A 23047-nucleotide genomic window follows, 5' to 3' on the forward strand; every position below is an offset into this window, starting at 1 on the left:
ACCTTGTAGGCGCCGGAATCGCCCGAAACCTTCCCGGTGAACTTGGTCTTGGTCACTTCGAGTGCGCTGTCTAGGCCATACACGGTCACTGCGGAGCCGCTTGCGTAGGGGCCCTTCTGCGCGAGGCCCGATACGGTCACGGAATCGACCTTCTTGGTTTCGACCTTCGCGACTTCGGAGCTGTCCGCCTTCACGCTGCTGGAGGACTTGGCAGCTTCGCTCGTACCCTCGCTGCTGGAGCTTGCCGTGAGAATGCTGTCGACCTTGGCGGAATCCACCTCGACCCAGTCCTCGCTGGTGCATTCGAAATAGGCGTCTTCTTCTTCGACGAACACGATTTCGCCGTAGTGGCTCTTGGTGCAGTGCGCCAGGTCGTCGAACGATTCGACCGTGGCCGGGCCAGAAGACGTTTTTGTTTCTTCGGCGGAACTGCTGTCGTCGTCGCCGCAAGCGGTCAGAGCAAAAGCGGCAAGAGATGCAAACAGCACCCCTGCCATGATACCTGTTTTCTTATGCCAATCCATACCGGGCTCCTTTGCGAAGGATTTACTATTTTATTGATACAATATAAATATTTTCTACTAAAACCGGGCTACGGAAATTTGTCAGGAAATTGCTATCTTTGTCAATTGGAATGCTTTCTGCCCTAAATTTCCATTTTTCGTTCTATGACTGGCTGCTCGTATTCATGGTCACGGCCCTCGGTACGCTGAGTGCCTACCTGAAGGACCCGCAGCTAAAGGCCGTCACGGCGACAATCCCTATCCCATTCGGATTCGCCTATATCGCCGTCGGGCTCCCCATCGGGACTGCAAACGCCATTTCGGGATTCATGTGCCTGCTCTACGTGCATATCGTCCGCATACTGCATTACCGCACAAAGCTCCCTATCGTGCCGAGCATTGTTGCCGGGCTCGCCTTCTTTGTAGCGCTCGGCGTTTTCTTGATGCCGAGAATTCCCGACACCGAGCCCTGGTTCTTCGGAGTCTGCGCCTTCGACTTCGCCGTCGGGGTATTCCTGTTCCAGACGCAAAAGTACAAGTCCGGCGTGCGCTACAAGACTCCCCTCCCCGTCTACATCAAGGCGCCGGCCATCGCGGGCGTCGTGACCGGGCTCATGTTCATCAAGCGCCTCATGGGCGGGTTCTGCACGAGCTTCCCGATGATGAATTCCATCGTGAGCTACGAGAGCCGCTACTCGCTGGGCGACCAGTGCCGTCAGCTACCGCTGTTCCTGATCGGCGCGCCCTTCATGTTCATCGAGATGCGCTACCTCGAGACGGAATTCCACCTGAACCACTGGATAGTCCTGCTCTGCGGTTACGTGCTGTTTTCGGCCATCTACGTTCCCTTGAACAAGGAACTCAAGCGTCGGAACGAGGTCAACTACAACAACGAGCCATCCGAAACAGGCACAAAAGGGACTGTTTGATAAATATTTACTTGATAAAAATCCGTAAATAGATATTTTTTGAAAAAACACTCAAATCAGAAAGGTTTTCCCATGAAAAGAATTGCCGGAATTACCCTGTCGCTAGCTACCGCCGTCGTCCTTTCCGCCTGTTCGGACGATTCCAACTCTTCCGCTCCAGAAGAAACGCCCGCCGTTTCCTCCGGGACCGTCATTCCGGAATCTTCGGCGACCCTGGACCTTTCGTCTGCGGACGGTTCGCTCCTTTCTTCCGCGACAGACCCGCTAATCTCTTCTGCAACCGACCCTTCGCTCGCTTCCAGCAGTTCCGAAACCGTGCCGGTCTCCAGCGAACAGGCCGTCCCCTGCGTCGACGGCGACCCGGTCCAGGTCGTGCCGGACACGAACGGATTCGCCGATATCGGCAACGTGTTCCAGAGCGTCCGCTGCGACGAGAAGGTCGTTTTCGTGCTGAGACACGGTGAACGCGAACCCTACGTGACCCAGGAAAGCGCCCTCACCGAAGAAGGCATAGAGCAGGCCCAGACTGTCGGGAAAAAGCTCGTCGGCCCTGAAAACTTCACCTTCTCCCACACGAATTTCGTCCGCACGGAAGCGACCTGCCTGAACATCGCTATCGGCAGAGGCCAGACAACGTTCCCGCACGACACCAATGACGTCTTCCAGGCAGGATGGTTCGTCAAGGATTCCGACAAGCGCGACGAATACAACCATGCCGAAGGCTACAGCTCCAGCAAGGTCATTTCTGAATGGATCTTTACCGGGAACTTCGCCGACGCCTTCTACGACCTCGCCGAAAAGAGCGAAGAAATGATTTCGACATACCTCGCAAAGTCCTATGCCGAAATGCCGCGTTTCCGCGTCGTCTGTTCCCACGACGAATTCATCGTCCCGCTCGTTTCGTACCTGACGGACAAGGCCATCAACTACCGCATCTACGACATGACCATTACGCCGAGACCCCGCTGGGCCAACTATGTTTCCGGTGCAGCCATCATCGTCAACGCCGCAGGCGAAAGAAGAGCCTACGCCGTCAAGGGCATCGCGAACGGATTCGAATAATCCGGATATGAACGAATACACGTTTAAAGTCATAGCCCGCATAGAAAGCGACTTTCCCGAAAAATTCGGGATTCCGCGACAAAGCGGGCTTTTGCGTACCCTGAAATCGACAATCCGGTTCGAGAAGGAATTCCAGAACGCCGACGCGCTGCGCGGTCTGGAAGGTTTCAGCCACCTGTGGATTCTCTGGATTTTTTCGGAGAACGTGCGCGAGACATGGTCGCCGACCGTGCGGCCTCCCCGCCTCGGGGGCAACAAGCGCCTGGGAGTATTCGCCACCCGCAGCAGCTTCCGTCCGAACCCGATCGCGATGAGCTGCGTCAAGATAGAAGAAATCCGCACCGCCGGTAAAAACGGCCCGGAAATAGTCGTCAGCGGAGCCGACCTGATGGACGGAACCCCTATCGTAGACATCAAGCCGTACCTGCCCTACGCAGACAGCATCCCGGATGCAGCGGGCGGTTTTGCGGAAAGCAAGCGGTACGACTGCCTGCAGGTGGAAATCGACGAGAACATTCTCGCCAAGTTCCCGCCCGAAAAACGGGACACCCTCACAGGAATCCTCGCCCAGGACCCGCGCCCGCATTACCAAGACGACCCGGAACGAACCTACGGCTTCGCCTTCGCCGGCAAGGAAATCAAGTTCAAGGTGTCTGGCGACACCCTGACCGTCGTTTCCATCGAATAAAAAAGCCCCCCGGCTAACACCGAGAGGCCCAGAAGATTTTTCGGGGAAACTTACTTCACCAGCACCTTCTGCACGGAATGTTCCGAACCGACCTGGACAGAGAGCATGTAATAGCCCTGGGACAGGCTGGTCGCAGAGAACCCGAGAGTTCCGTTGCTGTAGCTGCTGCTGAAGTCAAAGACTTCCTTGCCGAGCATGCTGTAGACCTTCGCTACCACCTTGGTTCCATTCACCTTGACCGGAACGGATACGCGGCCGCTTTCGAATACAGCCTTGCCGATATTCAGGGACACGCCCGTCACGATATCGATGACATCGGTCGAAGACGATTTCGGGCCAACGACGTTGGAACTGGACACAGGTCCAACCGCGGACGAAGAAGAATGGTGACGATGAGAGGAACTAGAAGAAACAGTCGAGCTGGAGGAGACGCTAGCGGAACTTGCAGGGGGCTCGCTGCTGGAACTGGACTCCGCTACAGCCGGCTTGACCTTGTCACCCAGGACCTCGATCATCTTTTCGGCGTAGCGCTTGCCGAAGTCGCGGTATTCCTGCGAGGTGAAGTGGACATTCTGGCCATCACCCAGAGCCTGGTTGAAGCCTTCGGAAGAGACTACGTAGAAGTTCTTGGACTGCTGCGGGAGTTTCGCAATGTTGTTGTTGGCACCGCTGCTTACGCCGGTGCGCAGAACTTCGCCAGCGAGGAACGGAATGTCGCTACCGAGGCCCAAGTCCTTGATAATGTTGTCGTAGACCTTCTTGACCTTGGAAGGCCACTGGCCGTTACCGGCATCCGTTTCGCCCTGGTGGAAGATGATGCCCTTGATGACGCCGTCTTCCTGGGCCTTCTTGGCCATCTCGATCATGCGACCATAGGGATTGCCGCCATAGGCGTTGATTCGCTGGGTCATCCAACTCTGCTGCGTCCTCGCATAATTTGCGTAGTTGTCCTTGTCAAACAGGTCGATACTGCACCCCGCGACAGCCACCACGATGACACCCACCTTGATCTGGGGGTCTGTCTTTTCGACCATCGTGCGGCCGAAGTAGTCCGTGGGGCCAAGCTTCGCACCCTGGCAGTGCGCCAGCGGAGGCACGGCAGTAGACCATTTGCCCTTGGTCTTGCCGGAGCATGAGCCGTTGTCGGCCGCCCAGAGAACCTGGAAACGTTTGTCAACCGTCGTGTCCTGATTCCCGATATCGCCCTGGCCTTCCATGTTGGACTGGCCAAACGCGAGATAGATGTGGAAGTTAGGATCCGGCGCCGCATATGCCGCGGCAGCCATCATGGCAATAGCGCCAAATATCTTAAAATTCATTTTTTACTCCTTAACCAAAACAACCAAACAGAATAACTGTCCGTATCTTAAAAATACCGCATTTTCACGCAAAAAAAAATCGCGTAAGCTTTTTTCCATTACCAAAAAGGTTAAAACGACCGGTTTTGGGGGCAAAAAGCGCTTTTCCCATATTTTTTTTCCCCGGTTTTATACTTTTGAAGACGAAAAACCTATATTCCAAACAGACAAACAAACGAGGAATGAAATGAAACAGAAAATCTTAGTTTTGGCGGCCTTGACTTCTTTCTGCCTGTTTGCAGCCTGTAGCGACGACGCGGCATCCGATCCGACCCGTGGAGAGCTCTGCAAGACCGGCCTTTCTGACGAATGCCTTGCCGGGGGCACATGGAAGATGGACGGAGCCACGGAAATTACCGATTTCGACGGCGACACGCTCTACACGATCAACGCAAACCACAAATTCAATCCTCCCGCCACGCTATTCTTTGGCGAAGACCATAGCTTCACGTTTACGTACCCGCCGCAGAGCACCATGTTGGCCTCTTGCTATGAAGGTACGACCCGCGGCTCCTGGAAGATATCCGGCGGCATGCTGGAACTGAAGACTACCATCGGAAACACCTGCTTCTATCCGAAAACCTGGAAAGACAAGGCCACCATCAAGTTCGCCAAGGGCAATGTCGAGCTGAACATCCACGGGATATTCTTCTTGAATTCCGAAATGGAAAATGCGGACCTCGCCGAAAAGGGCCGCACCACGGAAATTTTCTACATCAGCGAACAATAGTCCAGCAGGAACCGATTCTCATTTCCATCGAACGGATTCGTACTCGCGGAGGTCCTTCAGGGCTTCCGCGTATTTTTGTTCATCATGCGGGCGTTTATCCCGTAAGCGCCCGTCCTGTAAGTGCTCATCCCGGGACTTCCGCGAGAGGCGTTCTACAAAGGCGCCGACTGTTTCCCCGGGCATGCGCGTAAATCCCAGGCGGGAAAGCCGACGTTCCGCCCGGTCCAGAACGGCAATCCATTTCTGCACGTTCCGGCGTGATTCCGGCAACCGGGATTGCTTTTTGCGGCGGAACCGTCCCACGGCAGCGGCCACGGCGGCAAGCAAAAGGAGCGCCGCATAGAACTTGCCCGTCAAGAAATCCTCCAGATCCAGTTGCAGGCTGTCGATGGCGCGCCGCCATTCCCCCTCCCTGACGACATGCAGGAAAAAGTTCAGGCGTCCAACGAGACCTTCCCACCTTTCGGCAAGCCAGGACGGCTGCGGCCGGGCCACGGCAAAGAGAGGAGGGGTCGGGTCGAACTGGACCCACGAACTGTCGACAAAAGCCTCTACCCAGGCATGGCTGCCCGACCTCCGATAAACGGCATAGGGTCGCGATGCGGAGCGTTCGGGACGGGCGAATCCCGTCACGTAGCGTGCGGGAATTCCCTGATGGCGGAGCAGGAGCGTTGCTAGCGTAGCGAAGTATTCGCAATAACCTTGCTTGGCGTTCCAGAACAGGACCAGCGGGTCCGCCGAGCGGTGCCTGGCGAGCATGCCCGGCACCTGCAGGGAATACCGGAAATGCCTTACAAAATAGCCCGAAATTTGTTTCAGGACGGAGGCCCCTTCATACCCGTCGAGGTCCATCTGCCGGGAAACCGAATCGAGGAACGCCCCGTACTGGCGGCCGATTTGCAGGTACGTGGAATCGGGGACTCCGGCGACTTCGGGGGCAGCCAAGGCGCCCGGCCTAAAGTAGTACCAGTCCCCGCGTTTTTCGTTTGCGCCGACAAATACTCCCGTCGAATAGTAATCCAGAGAGTCCGCATTCTTCACGGCTATACCCGACGCACCAAACGGGGCGAAAAAGAATCCCAGGTTGTCCAGGGAAGCCTGCACCCATACGGGAACGCTGTCCAGGGAGCGCGTCGCCGAATCCGCCGATTCGAAAACGGCGTAATCGACGCGGTAATACGATGGATAAAGCGTCGCTGCCGGCGCGCGGGGAAGTTTCCAGATTCCTCCCACATACTTTTCGTAAACCGCCGCACGCAAGTATGCCGGAGCAAGCGGATCCCACACGCGCAATACCACCTGGTTGTTGTAGCGCGAGACATAGTTGCTCCTGAACGACCCCAGGGAGACTACGGGATTGAATCCCATCACGCGGGTGCGATCGTAGTAGTCCTGCGCCCAGCGTCCTCCGTCACCGCGATGATGTTTCCAATATTGCCAGCCGCCGTAGGCAGCGCAGCCCATGGCTGCAAAGAGCAAAACGAAAAGCAAATGCTTGTATACGGCCGTCCGCGGCCTTGCGTAAGCCTGCAGCGCAAGGAGAATTCCCACGACTCCCAGGGCCACGCAGAAGCGGGGGGCGTTATACAGCCCCAGGAGAAGCACGGCACATCCGTTGAAGGCGACAAAGGCCTCGAATCCACCGTTGCCCACGCTGCGCTTCTGGAGCCATGCCAAGAGCAACAGGTACCAGGCGGGAATATAGACAACGTAAGGTGATACTCCGTATTCGACAGACGGGACCATGACCCACCAGACGGCAAACGGGATTACCGATAGATAGGCAACCGATTTCCTGTAACGCGGGACTGCGTCCGGCTTTTTCCATTCCCGGTAATGCAGGTAGGCAAACAGCAGCGCAAGGAGAATTCCGAAGAGCTCCAGCCCGCTGGAAACCCCGAGATTCACCGAGGCGATGCAGAGGAAAAGTGTCTTGCAAACTTTGCGGAGGTCCAGTTTCATAGGGAGACCTCCGTAGGATTCCCGCCCAGATTCACGAAATAGGTTTCGTCGGCATGGGCGTTTGCTTCGGCGCGAGCCGTCACGACGACCTGCTTGTGCACAAGCGGGTCGGCGACCGGGCGGAGCCCCAGGCGGAGAACGGGACCCGTGGGGCGGGCGGACGGCGACCAGAGCTTTTGACTCTTGACCTTGTGCGGGATTCTCGCAAGGGCTTCCAGGAAGGAATCCACGTTATGCGTTTCCGGGATTTCGTCATCCCCTACAAAAAAGCGTCCCAAAGCGCCGCGCTCTATCAACCAGATTCCTACGCCGGCGGCGAGACGTATGAGCGGTTCCACCAGGGACTTTTCGCGGAGTCCCGATGCACGGACATCCAGGACGAGTACGCAACCGGAACCCCTTTCGGTTTCGAATTCCTTCGTGAACGGCCGCCCGTAACGGGCGAACGCCTTGTGATGCAAGTCCCTCAGGGAATCGCCTTCGCGGTATTCGCGGACTCCCGCAAATTCCATTCCGCGGAAAAGGTTCGGCATCAGGAGCGGTGCAAAGGCCATTCCGCTCCCGCCCGCAGTCAAGAAGCCGAAAGACTTGACCCTCACGGGTTCCGGATACACGACAAGTTCCGCCGGAGCCGAGGCGACAAGCGCACGGAGCATTCCCTTGATTTCGGGAACGGCCAGCGAAACCTTCGGAACCGAATACACGCCCCTGCCGCCCACAAGCAGTTCGCATTCCAGGCGTACCGATTCCCCCGCAGCAACGCTACGTGGTTCTTGCCCGATACACTTTATGGACGGATGCATGCGGGAACAGTATACCGAGACCGAATCGATCCGGTTCAATGCCGTCACCTGTACCGACAGCACCACGCGTTTTTTTTCGTACACCGGCGGAACAACGATTTCGCCCATGACGAGCCGGTTCTTTTTCGCCGTCAAAAAGAGACTCGGGACAAGCGTCAGGAAGAACAGGAAGTCGAGACCGCCAAAAATCCACGCCGCCCAGAATCCGGGAACCATGCCGGCAAACATCGAAAAGGGCAGCAACGCCGCCGCGGCATGCCCCGCCGCCGTGAAGTTTTCTTGCCAGCGGTAATAGAGGCGCATCAGGAGACCGGCCCGTTTCGGGGACCTCGGTATCGCATCCAGAAGCCACTTGACCGTCGAAAGCATCTTGCGCCGGGAAACTTATTTCGGGATACGGGTCTGCTTCACGATGGTTTCGAGAATTTGCCGCGACGCTCCGCGGGCAGATTCCTTCGCGAACACCCTGTGTTCCATTACCGGGAAAAACACCTTCTGGATATCGTCGGGATTCACGAAATCGCGACCCGCGACATACGCCGAGGCCTGGGCCATCTTGAGCAGGTTGATTCCCGCACGGGGACTTGCGGCAAGGCGGACATCGGGACTCACGCGCGTCGCCTGCACCAGCGAAACCGCATAGCGTTCGAGCGACTCGTCCACGTGAATCTTGCGGACAACCTTGCGGGCTTCGAGAACTTCGCCTACATTCGTGACGGCGGCGAGGCTATCCAGCGGACGGCCTTCACGGTGGCTCCGCAAAATCTGCAATTCCGTCTCGTCGGACGGATAGCCGAGCGAAAGCCGTACCATGAAGCGGTCCATCTGCGCTTCGGGCAGCGGGAAAACCCCGTGGAACTCCACCGGATTCTCCGTCGCCAGTACCATGAAGAGTTCAGGGAGCGCATGGCGCTCGCCCTCAAGGCTCACCTGTCGTTCCTCCATCGCCTCCAAAAGCGCACTCTGCGTGCGCGGGGAGGCGCGGTTGATTTCGTCCGCCAGGAGCACCTGCGTAAAGACGGGGCCCTTGCGGATTTCGAAATCACCCGTGTTCGCCTTAAATATGGCGCCTCCCGTCACGTCGGCCGGAAGCAAGTCGGGCGTAAACTGGATTCGCGAAAAATCGGCGCCAATGGCCACCGCGAGCGCCTTGGCCAAAGTTGTCTTGCCGGTGCCGGGGACATCTTCGATAAGTACGTGCCCATCGGCGAGCAGGGCCATCACGAGCATTTCTATAGATTCGCGCTTGCCCAACAGCACCGAATCGAGCGCATTCAAAAGTTTCTTCACCATAACACTAAAATATATTCCTAACCGCGCAAAAGTCCAGTTAATATTCACTCCCGCGCCTATTTTCTATATTTTTGGTATGAAAATAGAGAACAAGACGGTTGCGGTAGGCCTTTCGGGAGGCGTCGACTCCTCCCTTGCCGCATGGACGCTCAAGCAGCAGGGCTACAACGTCGTGGGCATCACCATGTCCACGTGGGACAACTCCATCCCCAACATGCCGAAAATCGAAGGCAAGTCCGGATGCTTCGGTCCCAACGAAGACGAAAGCATCGCCGAGGCGCAAGAAATCGCCAAGCGCATGGGCATCCCCCACTACACCGTCCCCGTCTCCGGCGAATACAGCCGCCAGGTGCTCGACTACTTCCGCAGCGAATACCGGGCCGGGCGCACTCCCAACCCCTGCGTCCGCTGCAACCAGACCATCAAATTCGGGGCGCTCCTGCACACCGCCCGCCAGATGGGCATCGGCTTCGACTACTTTGCCACCGGCCACTACGCCAGGCTCGACTTCCAGAGTTCCGACAAGCCGTTCCTGTACCGCGCCACCGACAATTCCAAGGACCAGTCGTATTTCCTTTCGCGCCTCAGCATGGACCAGCTTTCCACCGTCATCTTCCCACTCGGCGGGATGATCAAGGAAGACGTCAAGAATCTCGCCCGCGAACTCGGCTGGAACGATTACGCCGACAAAAAAGAAAGCCAGGACTTTCTGGAATGCGGCGACTACTCCGTACTCTTCGACGAAAGCGACAACGTCCCCGGCGATTTCGTGGACATAAACGGCAAGGTTCTCGGCAAGCACAAGGGAATCATCCACTACACCATCGGGCAAAGGAAGGGGCTCAATATCGGCGGGCAGCCGGAACCGCTGTTCGTCGTGAGTATCGACGCCGCCAAGAACCGCGTGGTTCTCGGACCGCGCAGCGTATTGCAGTGCAACGAAGTCCACGCCATCAAGCTGAACCTGATGGTCGACCGCGACTCCCCCATCTTAAAGAAGACGCTTTCTGCACAGATTAGGCTCGGCCACAAGGGTGCAAGCGCGCACATCACCGCCATCGGCAACGAAGACATCTCGGTCGCCTTCGACGAACCGCAGTTCGCCTCTACGCCGGGACAGATTCTCGTCGTTTACGACGGCGACGGCGTCGTCGCCTCGGGCGTCATCGACAAATAATTTTTGCCTTTAGCCTTGGCATTCGGTGTATTCGCCACCGAATGCAGAACCGCTCACCGAAAGGATGGGCGGGAACTGGACGCGTTTGGCAAGGGCCAAGCCGCGGAAACGCTTATGCCAGGCGCGCATGTCTTCGAGCGCATCGGCCTTCGTCTTGAACAGCTTCTTGAAATACTTCTCGTCGGCACCGATGACCTTGCAGAGATTCCCTTTCTCCAGTAGCTGTTCCGTTTCGTCCAGACCGTGATTTTCATCTACCCAGTAGGCAAAAAGCCTGTCGTGGTACGGATACTTGATCGGGTCGCCCTTGCCTTCGTCCACGTTCATGGCATCACTCAGTTCCGCACTGGCAGGGACATCGATGGACGCCACCGGAATAATTTCTTTTTTGCGGTTGATATAGCGGGCCAGTTCGTACACCTGCGTTTTCCACAGGTCACCCAGGGCACACATCACGCCGCAACTGTCACCGTAAAGCGTGCAGTAACCGGTGGTCGCCTCGCTCTTGTTGCCGTTGCAGGTGATTCCCGCGCCGAGCACGGAGGCGATAGAAAGCAGTACCGACGAAGATCGCGTACGTGCCTGCAGGTTCTCGTAGGCAAGCCCTTCTATCTTGATTTTCTTGTCGCTGCGCACAAAGGAGCACTTGGCGAGGCTGCCGCAAACGGCATCGAGCATGTCGGAAATCGGGGCGACCATGTAAGGCGTCTTCAGGTTCGCCGCCAAGTCACGGGCAGCATTCTTCGTCGTATCGGAATTGAACCTGGTCGGCATGTTCACGAGATAGACATTCTTCGCGCCGATAGCCTCGGAATAGAGCACGGCGGAAACGGCACTATCGATACCGCCACTCGCCCCGATGACCATGCGTTCGATATGGAACTTCTTCAGGTTCTCGCGGATCATGTACACGAGCGCATCGTGCAGTACCGCGATCGGCTCGGCGGGTTTCACGGACTTTTCGCCCGAAACGAACTTGACGCGGCCATTGGCAATATCCAGCAGCGCTTCGCATTCACGGAACTGCGGCATGCGGTAGGCAACCTTGCCCGCCTTGTCGTAAACGCGGCAACCGCCATCGAGCGCATAGATGTTCTTGCCGGAATTTTCCGTACCGACCGCGCCCATATAGACAACCGGTTTCTTGTTTTCTTTCACGAAGCCTGTGCAAAATTCGGCAACATCCTCTTCCTTGTCCAGGACGTATTCCTGGAAATCGGAAACGACTTCGAAATCGTTTTCCCAGCCGTCCATGTTACCGTTGACATAGTGGTTGTACATGCAGTCATCGTACATGATACTGGAACCGACCAGGATTTCAATGCCCTTGGAGAGCTTTTCCAAGGCATACTCCGCATCGCGGCACTTCATCTGGAATCCGACTTCATCCTGTTTCGAACCAAGTTTGCTGTAATCTCCCGAAATGGCGTTTTCCGGGAATAGCACCGCCTTGGCGCCCGCCTTTTTCGCACGAGCCACGGCGGCCTTGATTTTCTTGAGATTCTCGTCCGGCTTTCCCGGGATTACTTCCATCTGGACTAAATAGACTTTCATATACGACCTTCTTTAGGACCTTCCCTGCCAAATATAAAAACGCCACCTGCACAACGGCAAGCGGCGCATATAGTCCATTGTCGTTACGGGCTATTCGTAAACGGCAGCGCTCCATTCGGACGGCAACTCGTTACCCTTATTTTCTCCATCGGTAGAGAAAGACGGCCAGTGAGAATAGGTGAATCCCTTTGCCGCATCGAAATCGGTCACCTGGCCGATAATCTGCGGCTTGCAGGCGGTATTGGAGCATTCCCTGTTCTGGAGCACCAGGTAATCGCCAAAGACGCTCCAATCGCCATTGAGGATTTCGGTACGGCCTTCATTGGCACGGATGGCATAGGTTCCGTCATCCTTCAGGTTCATCGTCCAGTTGAGATCGCCTTCGGAGGCATCCCATTCGGAGGCAATTTTGTCGCTATCGATTCCGGTGTACTTGAATTCCGATTCGCTACATTCGGACTTGGTTCCAGAAACCGACGTCATCGCATAGGAATTGGACAGGTCCGCCGTCGTGAGCATTGCCGTCGCCGTATCTGAATTCAGAGTCAGGGCCATGAACTTGCCGCGCAAGATGTCGTAGCGGCCGGCATTCCAGTGGGTCGTATCGGATTCCTTGATCTGGAACTTGACAAAGGAGCCGTCGAAGAACGAGAAGGCTTCCGTCAGGTTGTTACCCTTGCAGGAGAGGCGCTTGCCCTTCAGGGCCGTTCCGTCCGAAATCATGTTGGTATTGACCTTGACCTTTGTCGTCTGGACTTCGAGGGTATCGCCCTGGAATACGCAGAGCAGCGTAGAGTCTTCTTCGACAGTCTTGACAACAAAAGACATCTTGGCCTTCTCGGTCACGAGTTCCTTCATGGACTTGACCGTACCTTCGGAACCGACGGTCGCATACGATGCGTTCGACGAGTTGAATTCGATGGTTCCCTTCTTAAAGTCGGAATAGACGACGACCCATGCGGAGTCATAATCCGGACCGGGGAGGAAGAACGCAAACAAGCCATTCTTGGAGCCGGCGGAGAACGTGATTTCCGTGCCGAACAGGTCCTTGATGGTCATGTTCTTCTGCAAGTCTTCCAGGGTCGCTTCGCGGACGCCATCCTTCTTTTCGTCAGACGAAGAAGATTCCGGTTCTTCTGCAGAAGAAGAACTGGTGGTTTTGTCATCCGAAGAATCCGGATTGTCGTTATCCGCAGAAGATTCGATGGAGTCCTTGTCCACATTGTTCGGAGAAGAGCTGCTATCGTCGCCACAAGCAAACAGGGAAAGCGAGGCAGCTACGGTAAAAGCCAAAAGGAAAGAATGTTTCATATATATCCTCTTTTTTCCCCATAATATACTCCAATTACAGGGAAAAAATCAATCTGTAGCAGAGATATTCAAGGAAATGCGTCAAAAATCACGCTAAAGTGCCTCTTTTGGGGCATATTCCAAATCCCGGACAGCATCCTCTATACCGGGAACCGCATCGTAGAGGAATCCGGCAAGAGCCTGCTCCGCCGACACGCGATTACCGCCTATCCAGTTTTTCAATACGGCAAGACGCCTGGAAATCCACCATGGGAGAGGAACCATCCAGTGTTTTTTCCCCGCATTCTTCAAGATGCGTTCCGCCATCTGCGCCATACTCAGGATTTCAGGACCGGCAAGCGCGTATGTCTTGCCCAGGGCTTCCGGAGAGAGGCCGGCCACGGCAATCCCCTTGACCAGGTCTACGCTCCTCACCGGGCGTTTTTTCGACATACCGCCGCCCGGCAAGAAATAAACCGGGAAACGCGTCACGTAACGTTCGAACATCTTGTATTCAATGCCGCCGCCATCGCCTATCACAAGAGTCGGGCGAACGATAGTCCAGTCCAGTCCCGAATCCTTGACACAAGATTCCCCGGCAAGCTTGCTCGCCCCGTACGGAGTCAGCACGGGATACGTCACCGAGATGCTCGAAACATACAGAAGCCTGCGGACTCCGGCATCCTGGCAGGCCGAAACCACGTTCCGCGTGCCGCCCGCATTGATGCGTTCGAATTCCCCGCGCCTGGTAGAAAGAAGGATGGCCGCCAGGTGAAAGACGACATCGACACCATCGAAAGCCGGGCGAATGGACGCGTAATCCGCCACGTCGCCATACAAGACTTCCACCTCCGGCGGAAGCGTCTTTGCCAGGGGATCGCCCGGAAGGGTCAGGACCCTCGCTTGCACGCCTCTTTCCTGAAGCTCCCTGCACAGCGCCCTCCCTACGACGCCGGCTCCGCCTGTAATCAAGGCTTTCATCAGGTTTCCAGCATGTAGCGGATGTCCTGTACCCGACGGGCAACAGATTCATCCTTCCCCATCAACGCGACCAGGGACTGTATGGCGGCAATCACCGTAGCGTAATCGCGGTTGAACGCCTTGCCCACTTCTTGCAACGACTCGGTCGTGAGTTCGCGGCAGAGGAACATGGCAATCTTGCGCGGGAGCGAAGCCCCCTTGTCCTGGCGGCGGGAAGAAAGCACGACCGTATCGACCTTGAACGAAGCGGCAACCGTTTCGCTGATGTTCTTGAGCGTCAGGACAGCGCCATCGTTTTTCGGAGATACCAGCAACTGCTTTATGCAGCTCAGGCTGAGTTCCACGCCATTCATGGTATGCATGGCGCGCAGCCAGTTCAGCGTCCCTTCGATAAGGCGCACGTTCGCACGCGGCGGAATAGAAAGGAACCTGCAGATTTCTTCGCGGTCGTCTGAATTAAACGGAATGTTCTTGGACTTCTCGCGGATAAGGCCCATGCGAGTATTCAAATCGGGTTCCGTCAGGCCGACAGCCACGCAATTTTCCAGATGCGAAAGCAAGTTCGCGGAAAGCTGCGGAATCTTCGCGTCCCTGGCAGGCGATTCGCCGTCTTGCAGTTTCTTGAATGCAGACGGATGGCGGTCGCAGCTCAACACGACCTGCTTGCCCTGGCTCCGCAAAATCTTGATGAGCATGGCCAATTTCTCTTGGCACTTCACGCCCTTTTCCAAAAGCTGGATGTCGTCCACCAGGAGGACATCGCAATCCGCATAGTTCTCCTTGAACTTCTCCTTGAGTTCCTGGTACAGAGCCCTCTTGCCGGCATAGGAAGCCTCCGCCATGGCAACGGAATCGCGCAAGAAATCGTAAGCGGCGCGGTAGACAATCTTGATGCCGGGCCTTGTCGCCTGCAGCTTCGCGGCGATAGCCTGCAGCAGGTGGGTCTTCCCCAATCCGGAAGCCCCGTAGACCAGCAGCGGGTTCATGCCCATGTCGCCCGGAGTCTCCACGACGGTTTCGCAGGCACGGAGTGCGGTAGAATTGCATTCGCCCTCGACGAACGTCTCGAACGTATAGTTTGCATACAAACTAAGTTTCTTGCGTTTCGGGGCAACGACATTCTTTTTTACCGGGGGCATCACGCGCGCCACGCGCGGAGTAAACTTCATTTCGGGAACTGGATTCGAGGGTGCCAGCAGGCGAATCCTGTAATCCTTGAATTCGGGGCCGAGCACTTCGCCGAAAGCCCTGCGGAGCAAATCGCCGTAATGACTGTTGAGCCAGGTCTCGCGGAAAGTATCGGGTACAGTAAGATTGACAATGCCGTCAGAAAAACCTTCGTAGCCTACTGCGTCGAATATAGCCATGCCAAAATCATTACATTCCGCACGGACGCACTTCAGCACCATCTGCCAAGGCGACGCAACTACATCTAATAAAGAAACAATGTTTTCCACTATAAACTCAAAAAAACAGGTAAGATCTAAAATCGTTTGGAGCTAAAAAAGTAAGTAAAGGGAGGCGACGAAAAATCGGGACGGGGAATTTTTTTTTCAAATGTTCAAAATCAGGTCAAAAAGGCCAATTTGTCGGAAATACTTTTATTTTCCCAAATCTTTCCTTGAAATGCACATATTTAACCACGTAAGAATCCAACCCATCCCCCTAGAGATTTCACATTATATCAACAGGAAAATTTTCAACTATCCCTTGACAAGAACATTAGTGCACAAAAATACACTATGCAAAAAAGAAAAAACCGCTTTTTTATCAAAAAAAACGGCATTTCTCGGAGAAAAAAAAGCGTAAGTTATTGATAGTAATACAGATGGAGTAAGTTTATCTTAAGTTTTTTCTATCAAGAACAACAAAACCGCTATCCACATAAACGGCCCCCCATTTTCCGGACCGGAGCATCGCCGAAATGACGCCATCCCAGCGTGCATAGTAGCGCAGCGGGAATATGGCGCGATCCACTCCCAGGGAATCCACGTCGTGCATGTACGTTTCCGGTTTTTCGGGGTACTCCAGATAACGTCCGAAGAATTCCGCCGACTTCAAGATGAAGCGCCCGTCCATATAGGTGGAATCCCCGGGATTCTCAAAGGCGAGATAGCCCCCGGCGCGGTCATCGTTGAAAAGCCTTCCTTCATGGGGATTGGATTTCATCCACTGCGCAGCCGCTACCGGAACGCGCAACGAAGAGACCATCGTGCGGTCATACGGCAAAAGGCTTCTGCACCATACGCCCAGTACCGCAAAGAGCAGAACAACCGGCAGGTACATTCCAAGACGACGGGCGTGGCAAGGCATATTCAAGGGACGTTCCAAATTCAGGACAAAATAACACATCGCAGGCAAAAAAAGTACGATATTGCGTTCTGCCGCAAGGGCTAGAACCGCCGTAATGCACAGCCATGCCGTTGTCGGTTCGGTTCGTCGCGGAGACTTGGCAATTCCACGCACGGCAAGCGCCAGCGAAACAACCGCAAAGAGGATGGCCAGGATATCGGCAAGGACATTCTCCCCTTCCATCAAGAGAGTCAGGGGGCTACGGTTTTCCGCAATACCGCCGGCAAAGACGACCGCCGATTCTGTCAGCCCCATAAGGCGGTCAAGAAGCCCGAACGGATAAAGGAACAGTTCCAGTCCATCTCGATGCAAGAACGGCATCGCCAAGAACAGAAGGACCAGGAGCGCCAAGCCCTTGCCGCCATGGTTCTTGCGCACGAACTCCCCCGCGGCGAACACCGCCACAAGAACAGGCCCCAAAATGTAGAGTCCCTGAAACCGGCACCATAGCCACTGCAAGCAAAGCAGTAGCAGGACTATCGGAATCTTGCGGAAGCCTTCCCTATCGAAAATGCGCGGGACCAGATTCCAGTAGATTCCGAGGAACAGCATCGAAAAGACGACCGGACGGAGTTCAAAATGGAACCGGAAGCAGAAAAGAGCTGCCGCGAGCACCGCCACGGGAACAAGGCCGAACGTCTTTCGCCTCAGCGGCAGCAGGAACAACAGAAAAACGGTTCCCCACAGCAGCGCCTTGAAAGCAACAAGAAGCGGAGCCCCGCCAAGAGTGTAGACGAACGATACAACCTGCTGGAAAAACTCATGCACGTTGACGATGTTTCCTCTGACTGGAGTCCAGGTCACAACCCACTCCCGCGCACACGCCAAATGCCACCATATATCCGTATCCGTCAGCGGGAAAACGGAAAAAAGCATCACGGCCAAGGGAAGTATCATCAAGCGCAACGCGTTCATCTACTCCAACGTTTTCAATAGCGAATCCACCCTGCGGGTAAGCTGCTTGGCACCCTCGATACTCAAGTGGTCGTAATCGTAGGCCATCTCATCGGTATAGTCGTGATAGCCCCACTTGTTCTCGTCCAGAATAACCATGTCGAACTTAGAAACCCTTTTTATCAATTTTTCCGCATAAGAGCGTTTAGGCCCGTACGCCCCGAACGATCCGGTCTTTCTGTAATCCGGATGTCTCGGGTAGATGACTCCGACAATCTTGATTCCCGCATCCAACGCGGCCTCCACTATTTCGGTATACGCAGCAAAGCTGGTTTCGACCCACTCCAGCGCGGTAGAATCCGTCGAAAGCGTAGAATCCACCACCAACGGGGCGTTCCCCCATGATTTTGCCGGATACATGAAATCGGCGTCGTAAGGCAGAACATCCTTGTTCGCATACGACGGGCAATTTTTCACGGCCTCGATAAACCCTTCTGGCACGCCATTCCTCCAAAAGCCGTGATGGGCGTCGTAGGCAATTCCCGGAACAGCCGCATACATCGGGATCCAGTGATCCTTGGCCTGCCTGTAAAACATGTCCGGAGCGACTTCCAGAACCAGGTACTTCAAGGTCTTCACATGGTCCAGGATGTAGTTCAGGAATATATAGCGGGCATCGTACATGTCGGCTCCGGGATAAGCCATGTTCAGCACCACCCAGGAGGGCATTTCCTTGTAGTACAGGCCAAACATCGTTCTGGAACTGCCCAGGGCCAGAACCGTTACGGAATCTTTCATTGTCCAGAACTGTTCCATTTTCTCGCGGAACACGAACACGTAATCTTCCGAGGTTTCCCTATAGTAGGCTCCAGCGCTGTCCAAGTCCAATATCGTATTCCCATTCGGCGAAGCGCTCTTTTTCAGCCAAAGGCACGGATGCCAAATTTCGTCCCCTTCGGCAAGCGTCGTGAAGGAACTGTCCTGCAAATTGATGTACAGGACCTTCGTATGCGCCCCGTTCGCATTGACCTGGGCGGCAACGAGACCGTCTCCGGACCACTCGCTATGATCGAAAGACGAACCCGACGGGGCCGCAACAGTCCGCAGAAGTTTTCCCGTACTGTCCGCAATCAGGATCCTTTCGTGCGTGCCATACCTCTTGCCGACAAACGCCCTTCCCGTCTCGCCGCCGAAATCCAGGAACGACACGCGGTTACTCCCGTCTTTCGCGAGGCTCGCGTTGCAGGCCTGTTCCCCGCCGTACCAAACGGTATCGGTGGCAAGCGACGATTCCGATCCGGCTATGCGCGCCCGCAAAAGAGTCGAGCCCGTAACGGCGAGGCGGTTATCCGAACTGATTCCGTCGTGATAGGCTCCATCAAAAAGCTTCTGGGGAGTCCCGAATTTCCCGCCATGGAACGGGACCTTCCATGTGGACTTTTGCATGAAGGTCGCCTGTTCGGCATTGTTGCCCGCATCCGATACGTACACGATTACGGTATCGCCATTTTCGACGCGCCAGCGCGGGATGGCTGCATTCGAGACATCCAGCTTGATAGCGGGATCTTTCACGGAATCCAGATTGCGGACATAGACTTCGGACTGCCCCGTGATTCCTTCCACACCCGTGCAGAAGGCTACCCATTTGCCGTCGGGAGAAATATCCGGATGGTATACATCGATACTGTCCTCGAATTCATACGCTGTCGGCAAGGCGCTGGTATAAGTGATGTATACGAGGTTTCCCGTCATGTCGTTTCGGAGGACCAGCCTGGCCTTGCTCGCTCCCGTCGCCGAAAGCAATGCAGACGTGCTGGCCATGGGAACAACCCTGCTGGTAACGGAAGCGCCGGAGCGGTCCATCCATGTCGGGTTATTGATGGCGCCAAACGCCAACCTGAATCCAATATATTCCTGCTTGGTCGCCGACGACACCATATACACATCGCCCCGCGAGCTGGGAACAATAGACTTGCCGACATCGCGATAGCTGCCGCCCTTTACAATTCTCTCGCCTACACCGCCGCCGTCAGGAGCGCCGACAAAATTCACGACAGTCGTATCGCGGAAATAGCCCAGCCAGTCATTCACCCATTCCATCACATTGCCGACCATATCGCAAACAGTGACCCCGTTCGGCGGGAACTTGCACCCCATATGCTTTCTGTAGCTGGAGTTCTCGACAGTCCACGCCTTGGTATAGCTCCATCCCTGCATCGCCACAAGATTCCATTCCGCCTCGGTCGGCAGGCGGTACCCATTGATTTCGGGATGGAACGAGAAGCCGTCAAGACCGACGCAGTGGCCGCCGTAATCGAACCGGGCATTTTCATACGTATAGACGGTATCGAAATTCTCTTTCTTGCTCCTCGCATTTGCCATAAGAACAGCATCATAGTATGTCACGTTCGTAACAGGCAGATTCCTCACCAGGCACTTGACCTTCTTTTCCATCAGGCTGTTGTATTCGTCGCATGTGACTTCCCGGCGGGCAATGGAAAAATCATACGTAAAGACGACCTGCATCAGGGGCTTCTCGTTCTGCTTGGCATCTTTCTCCATTGTCCCGAGAATAGCGGTATCGCCCTTGGCATGGATACGAACCATGTCTTCCAGCGTATCATTTTCGCTTTCGACAAACCTGCTAGAAGCAGATTCTGTAGAATCGTCATCGCCGTACGACGCCGAATTGGAACAGTCACACAAGGCCAACGCCAACAGGAACGTTGCAGGCAACAGCAGAAATCTCTTTATCAAAACGAATTCGCGTTTCATTTACCTGTTTTTCCTTTTTCAAGGCTTACGATAAGCGAATCCAGACGGCGGGAAACCTGTTCTGCGCCGAGGATGCTCAGATGGTCATAGTCATAGGCCATCTCGTCGGTGTAATCGTGGTTTCCGTCTTTATTTTCGTCCATCACGACAATATTCCATTTCGAAACGCTATCTATCACCGCCTTGGCGACAGAACGCATCGGGCCATAGGCACCGAAAGTTCCCGTATTCTTGTATTCGGGGTGAACAGGGAAAACAATGCCAATCACCTTTATACCGGCATTTTCGGCCTTGTCCACCATTTCCTTGAACATCAAATAATTTTCATGGAAACGATCCTGGAGATTTATTGCCAGCAAGGAATCACTGAGTATGTCGGCATGTCCCCACGATCTTGGCGGGTACATAAACGTTTCCGGATCATAAGGCAGATATTCCTTGTAACGATAGCTCATGCACGAAGCCACCCTGTCTATAAAGCCATCCGGAATACTGTCCTTCCAGAAATTATGGTTGGCATCGTACGGGTATCCCTTCTGGTTATTGTATATGCGAAGCCAATTGTCAGCCTCATGTCTGTAGAACATGTTCGGAGCAATTTCGATAACCAGGTACTTCAGTTTCTTGAGATGGTTCAACATGTAACCATCGAACAAATGCTTGGCATCGTGCAGATCACCCTTGGGGAATCCCATATTCAAAGTTACCTGGGACGGAATCGCCTTTCCATAGATACCAAACATCACCCTGGAACTACCCAACGCCACAAGCGTCACGGAATCTTTTTGTTCCCAGAAGCGCTGCATTTTTTCGCGCAGCACAAACGCGTTATCTTCGGAATTTTCGTTATAATACGCGCCCGCGCTATCCAGGTCCAGCCGAGAATCATAGTGGATATCCCTTTCCACGACCCAAAACGCCGGATGCCAAAGGTCCTTTCCTTCGACAAGGGTCACGATCGAGGAATCTTCCAGGTCGATATAGACAATTTTCCCGTGATTGCCGCCCGCATCGACAAGAGTCCCGACAATTCCCTTCCCGGCCCATTCCGTATGGTCGAAACTGTAGCCTGCAGGGGACCCGATACTTTCAATGAGTTCGCCCTTGTTGTTTGCTATCAGCAACCGTTCGTGTGTCCTATAACGCACTCCCGCAAATTCGCGTCCGGTCTTTCCGCCAAAATCCAGAAAAGCAGTCCTTTTTGTCCCGTCTTTCGAAAGGCTCACATTACAAGCCTGTTCCCCGTTATACCAAACATCATCGATAAAGGCATTGAATATATCGGACTGGAAATCTGCATAGCGGACACGCAAAAGAGTCGATCCGGTAACCGCCAGATGGTTATCGTCACTTATACCGCCATGGAAATTCCCCATCAGCAGCAACTCGGGCGTTCCAAAGGCCCCATTCGAGAAACGCACCTGCCATGTGGTCAATTCTATAAACGTATACACGTCTTCGTTATTGTCGGCTCCCGTCACAAAGACAATCACCGTATCCCCGGAATCGAGAACCCTCCATCGGGGAATTGATGCCGTCGGGAAATCAAGTTCTACGGGTTTCGCCGTATCGGATTCCAAGCTACGGACAAAGAGGCGCGATATCGAATGAATTCCTTCGACTCCCGTACAGAAAGCGACCCATTTCCCGTCTGGCGAAATATCCGGATGATACGCGTCAATGCCATCCTTGAATTCAACGACCGAGGGAGTCCCGCGCCTGGTAAAGTCGATATAGACCAGGTTTCCAGTCAAGTCGTTCCTGAACACAAGCTTTCCGTCCATCCTTGTCACGGGAACAATCTTCGCTTCATTGCCGCCTTCAGCCCAGTCTATCCATGCCGGATTCGGGATATTACCGAATGCCAGTCTGAAGCCGACGTAATCCGTCTTTGTGGAAGAAGACACCATGTACACGTCACCGCGGTTAGAAATCTTGATATTTGCGCGGTTATTGCGGAAGCTCCCTCCCTTTATAATCCTTTCGCCGACGCCCTCCGTGCCGGGTGCCCCCGCAAAGTTGACGACTGTTGTATCCAGGAAAGCACCAAGCCAGTCGTTAACCCATTCTGCCGCATTCCCGAGCATGTCGCACACGCCCAAAAGGTTCGTCCCTTTTAAACAAGGCTCGTGAAGAACATAATCCGAATTTTCCGCAGTCCAGCCATCACTGGCATCCCAGCCGCGGCGGGCGACATAGACCCATTCCGCCTCTGTCGGCAACCTGTAGGCATTCGCTTCCGGGTGGAACGCGTATCCTTCCAGGCCGGTGCAGTGTCCTTCGTAGTTATAGTTGACCGACGAATACGTATAGGCGGTATCGCGTCCTTCGCTCTTGCTCAATTCATTGGCATACAAGACCGCATCGAAGAAAGTCATGTCCGTCGCAGGAACCGAGTCGTTCTCGCAAGCAAGCGGGACTTTCATCAGGGCGTTGTATTCCGCGCAGGTCACCTCGTTCCTAGAAATGGCAAAATCATAATCAAATTCGACAGTCATTTGCGGACGTTCGTTTTGTTTTGCCAACGAATCGTTCGTGCCAATCACGACACTGGAATCCGTCGATACGATATGCACCATTCCCGGAAGCGAATCCAGCAAAGAGTATTCAGCATGAGGAGTTTCTGGCGAAGGCACGTCTTCGGAATTGGAACATCCCCACAGCAGAAAAGCAAATAAAAGCGCAAGCCACATAAA

Annotated in this window: 17 protein-coding genes; 5 read left to right on the forward strand and 12 right to left on the reverse strand. The window is 54.7% G+C overall.

Annotated features, from left to right (window positions below):
- The coding region (locus tag B3M32_RS05360) for a hypothetical protein (protein WP_414655173.1) at positions 1-524 on the reverse strand (524 nt) is incomplete at its 3' end.
- Between the two features lie 110 nt (positions 525-634).
- Between B3M32_RS05360 and B3M32_RS05365 the strand changes: the two genes are divergently transcribed.
- The 3 genes from B3M32_RS05365 (at position 635) to tsaA (ending at position 3182) form a co-directional block, all read left to right on the forward strand.
- Positions 635-1432: a hypothetical protein gene (locus tag B3M32_RS05365; protein WP_290744051.1), complete on the forward strand. Its 798-nt coding sequence runs from the start codon at positions 635-637 to the stop codon at positions 1430-1432.
- 72 nt (positions 1433-1504) lie between these two features.
- Positions 1505-2494, forward strand: coding sequence for a histidine phosphatase family protein (locus B3M32_RS05370; RefSeq protein WP_290744052.1), 990 nt, complete (start codon positions 1505-1507; stop codon positions 2492-2494).
- 7 nt (positions 2495-2501) lie between these two features.
- Positions 2502-3182, forward strand: a complete 681-nt coding sequence (tsaA, locus tag B3M32_RS05375; RefSeq protein ID WP_290744054.1) for a tRNA (N6-threonylcarbamoyladenosine(37)-N6)-methyltransferase TrmO — start codon at positions 2502-2504, stop codon at positions 3180-3182.
- 50 nt (positions 3183-3232) lie between these two features.
- Here tsaA and B3M32_RS05380 read toward each other — a convergent pair whose 3' ends face one another.
- Positions 3233-4501, reverse strand: coding sequence for a sialate O-acetylesterase (locus B3M32_RS05380; RefSeq protein WP_290744055.1), 1269 nt, complete (start codon positions 4499-4501; stop codon positions 3233-3235).
- 226 nt (positions 4502-4727) lie between these two features.
- Here B3M32_RS05380 and B3M32_RS05385 point away from each other — a divergent pair, with 226 nt between their 5' ends.
- Positions 4728-5270 (forward strand): hypothetical protein, encoded by a 543-nt coding sequence (locus tag B3M32_RS05385; RefSeq protein ID WP_290744056.1) that lies wholly within the window; start codon positions 4728-4730, stop codon positions 5268-5270.
- An 18-nt stretch (positions 5271-5288) separates the two neighbouring features.
- Here B3M32_RS05385 and B3M32_RS05390 read toward each other — a convergent pair whose 3' ends face one another.
- Genes B3M32_RS05390 through B3M32_RS05400 form a run of 3 tightly spaced genes read right to left on the reverse strand, consistent with a single transcriptional unit; the run spans position 5289 to position 9328 of the window.
- Positions 5289-7232 (reverse strand): transglutaminase-like domain-containing protein, encoded by a 1944-nt coding sequence (locus tag B3M32_RS05390; protein WP_290744057.1) that lies wholly within the window; start codon positions 7230-7232, stop codon positions 5289-5291.
- Positions 7229-8404 carry a DUF58 domain-containing protein gene (locus B3M32_RS05395; protein WP_290744058.1) on the reverse strand — a complete coding sequence of 392 codons (1176 nt, stop codon included), beginning with the start codon at positions 8402-8404 and terminating at the stop codon, positions 7229-7231. The genes B3M32_RS05390 and B3M32_RS05395 overlap by 4 nt, the downstream gene beginning before the upstream one ends.
- Positions 8405-8419: 15 nt before the next feature.
- Complete coding sequence (locus tag B3M32_RS05400) at positions 8420-9328, reverse strand: AAA family ATPase (protein WP_290744059.1); 909 nt, start codon at positions 9326-9328, stop codon at positions 8420-8422.
- Between the two features lie 76 nt (positions 9329-9404).
- On the opposite strand from B3M32_RS05400, the gene mnmA reads away from it, so the two are divergent.
- Positions 9405-10505 carry a tRNA 2-thiouridine(34) synthase MnmA gene (mnmA, locus tag B3M32_RS05405; RefSeq protein ID WP_290744061.1) on the forward strand — a complete coding sequence of 367 codons (1101 nt, stop codon included), beginning with the start codon at positions 9405-9407 and terminating at the stop codon, positions 10503-10505.
- A 9-nt stretch (positions 10506-10514) separates the two neighbouring features.
- Here mnmA and nadE read toward each other — a convergent pair whose 3' ends face one another.
- The 7 genes from nadE to B3M32_RS05440 form a co-directional block, all read right to left on the reverse strand.
- Positions 10515-12059: an NAD(+) synthase gene (nadE, locus tag B3M32_RS05410; RefSeq protein ID WP_290744062.1), complete on the reverse strand. Its 1545-nt coding sequence runs from the start codon at positions 12057-12059 to the stop codon at positions 10515-10517.
- 90 nt (positions 12060-12149) lie between these two features.
- Entirely contained in the window at positions 12150-13370 is a 1221-nt protein-coding gene (locus B3M32_RS05415) for a hypothetical protein (RefSeq protein WP_290744063.1), read from the reverse strand.
- 93 nt (positions 13371-13463) lie between these two features.
- Complete coding sequence (locus tag B3M32_RS05420; protein ID WP_290744064.1) at positions 13464-14330, reverse strand: NAD-dependent epimerase/dehydratase family protein; 867 nt, start codon at positions 14328-14330, stop codon at positions 13464-13466.
- Positions 14330-15697, reverse strand: coding sequence for a DnaA ATPase domain-containing protein (locus B3M32_RS05425; RefSeq protein WP_290744065.1), 1368 nt, complete (start codon positions 15695-15697; stop codon positions 14330-14332). Before B3M32_RS05425 ends, B3M32_RS05420 begins: the two co-directional genes overlap by 1 nt.
- 472 nt (positions 15698-16169) lie before the next feature.
- On the reverse strand, positions 16170-17558 hold the full coding sequence (locus B3M32_RS05430) for a hypothetical protein (protein WP_290744066.1): 1389 nt from the start codon (positions 17556-17558) through the stop codon (positions 16170-16172).
- A 39-nt stretch (positions 17559-17597) separates the two neighbouring features.
- The gene (locus B3M32_RS05435; RefSeq protein WP_290744068.1) at positions 17598-20351 is read right to left on the reverse strand and encodes a TIGR02171 family lipoprotein; all 2754 of its coding nucleotides are present in this window, start codon (positions 20349-20351) and stop codon (positions 17598-17600) included.
- Entirely contained in the window at positions 20348-23044 is a 2697-nt protein-coding gene (locus tag B3M32_RS05440; protein WP_290744069.1) for a TIGR02171 family lipoprotein, read from the reverse strand. The genes B3M32_RS05435 and B3M32_RS05440 overlap by 4 nt, the downstream gene beginning before the upstream one ends.
- Between the last annotated feature and the right edge of the window lie 3 nt (positions 23045-23047).

The organism is Fibrobacter sp. UBA4309 (genome assembly GCF_002395745.1).
Lineage (GTDB): Bacteria > Fibrobacterota > Fibrobacteria > Fibrobacterales > Fibrobacteraceae > Fibrobacter.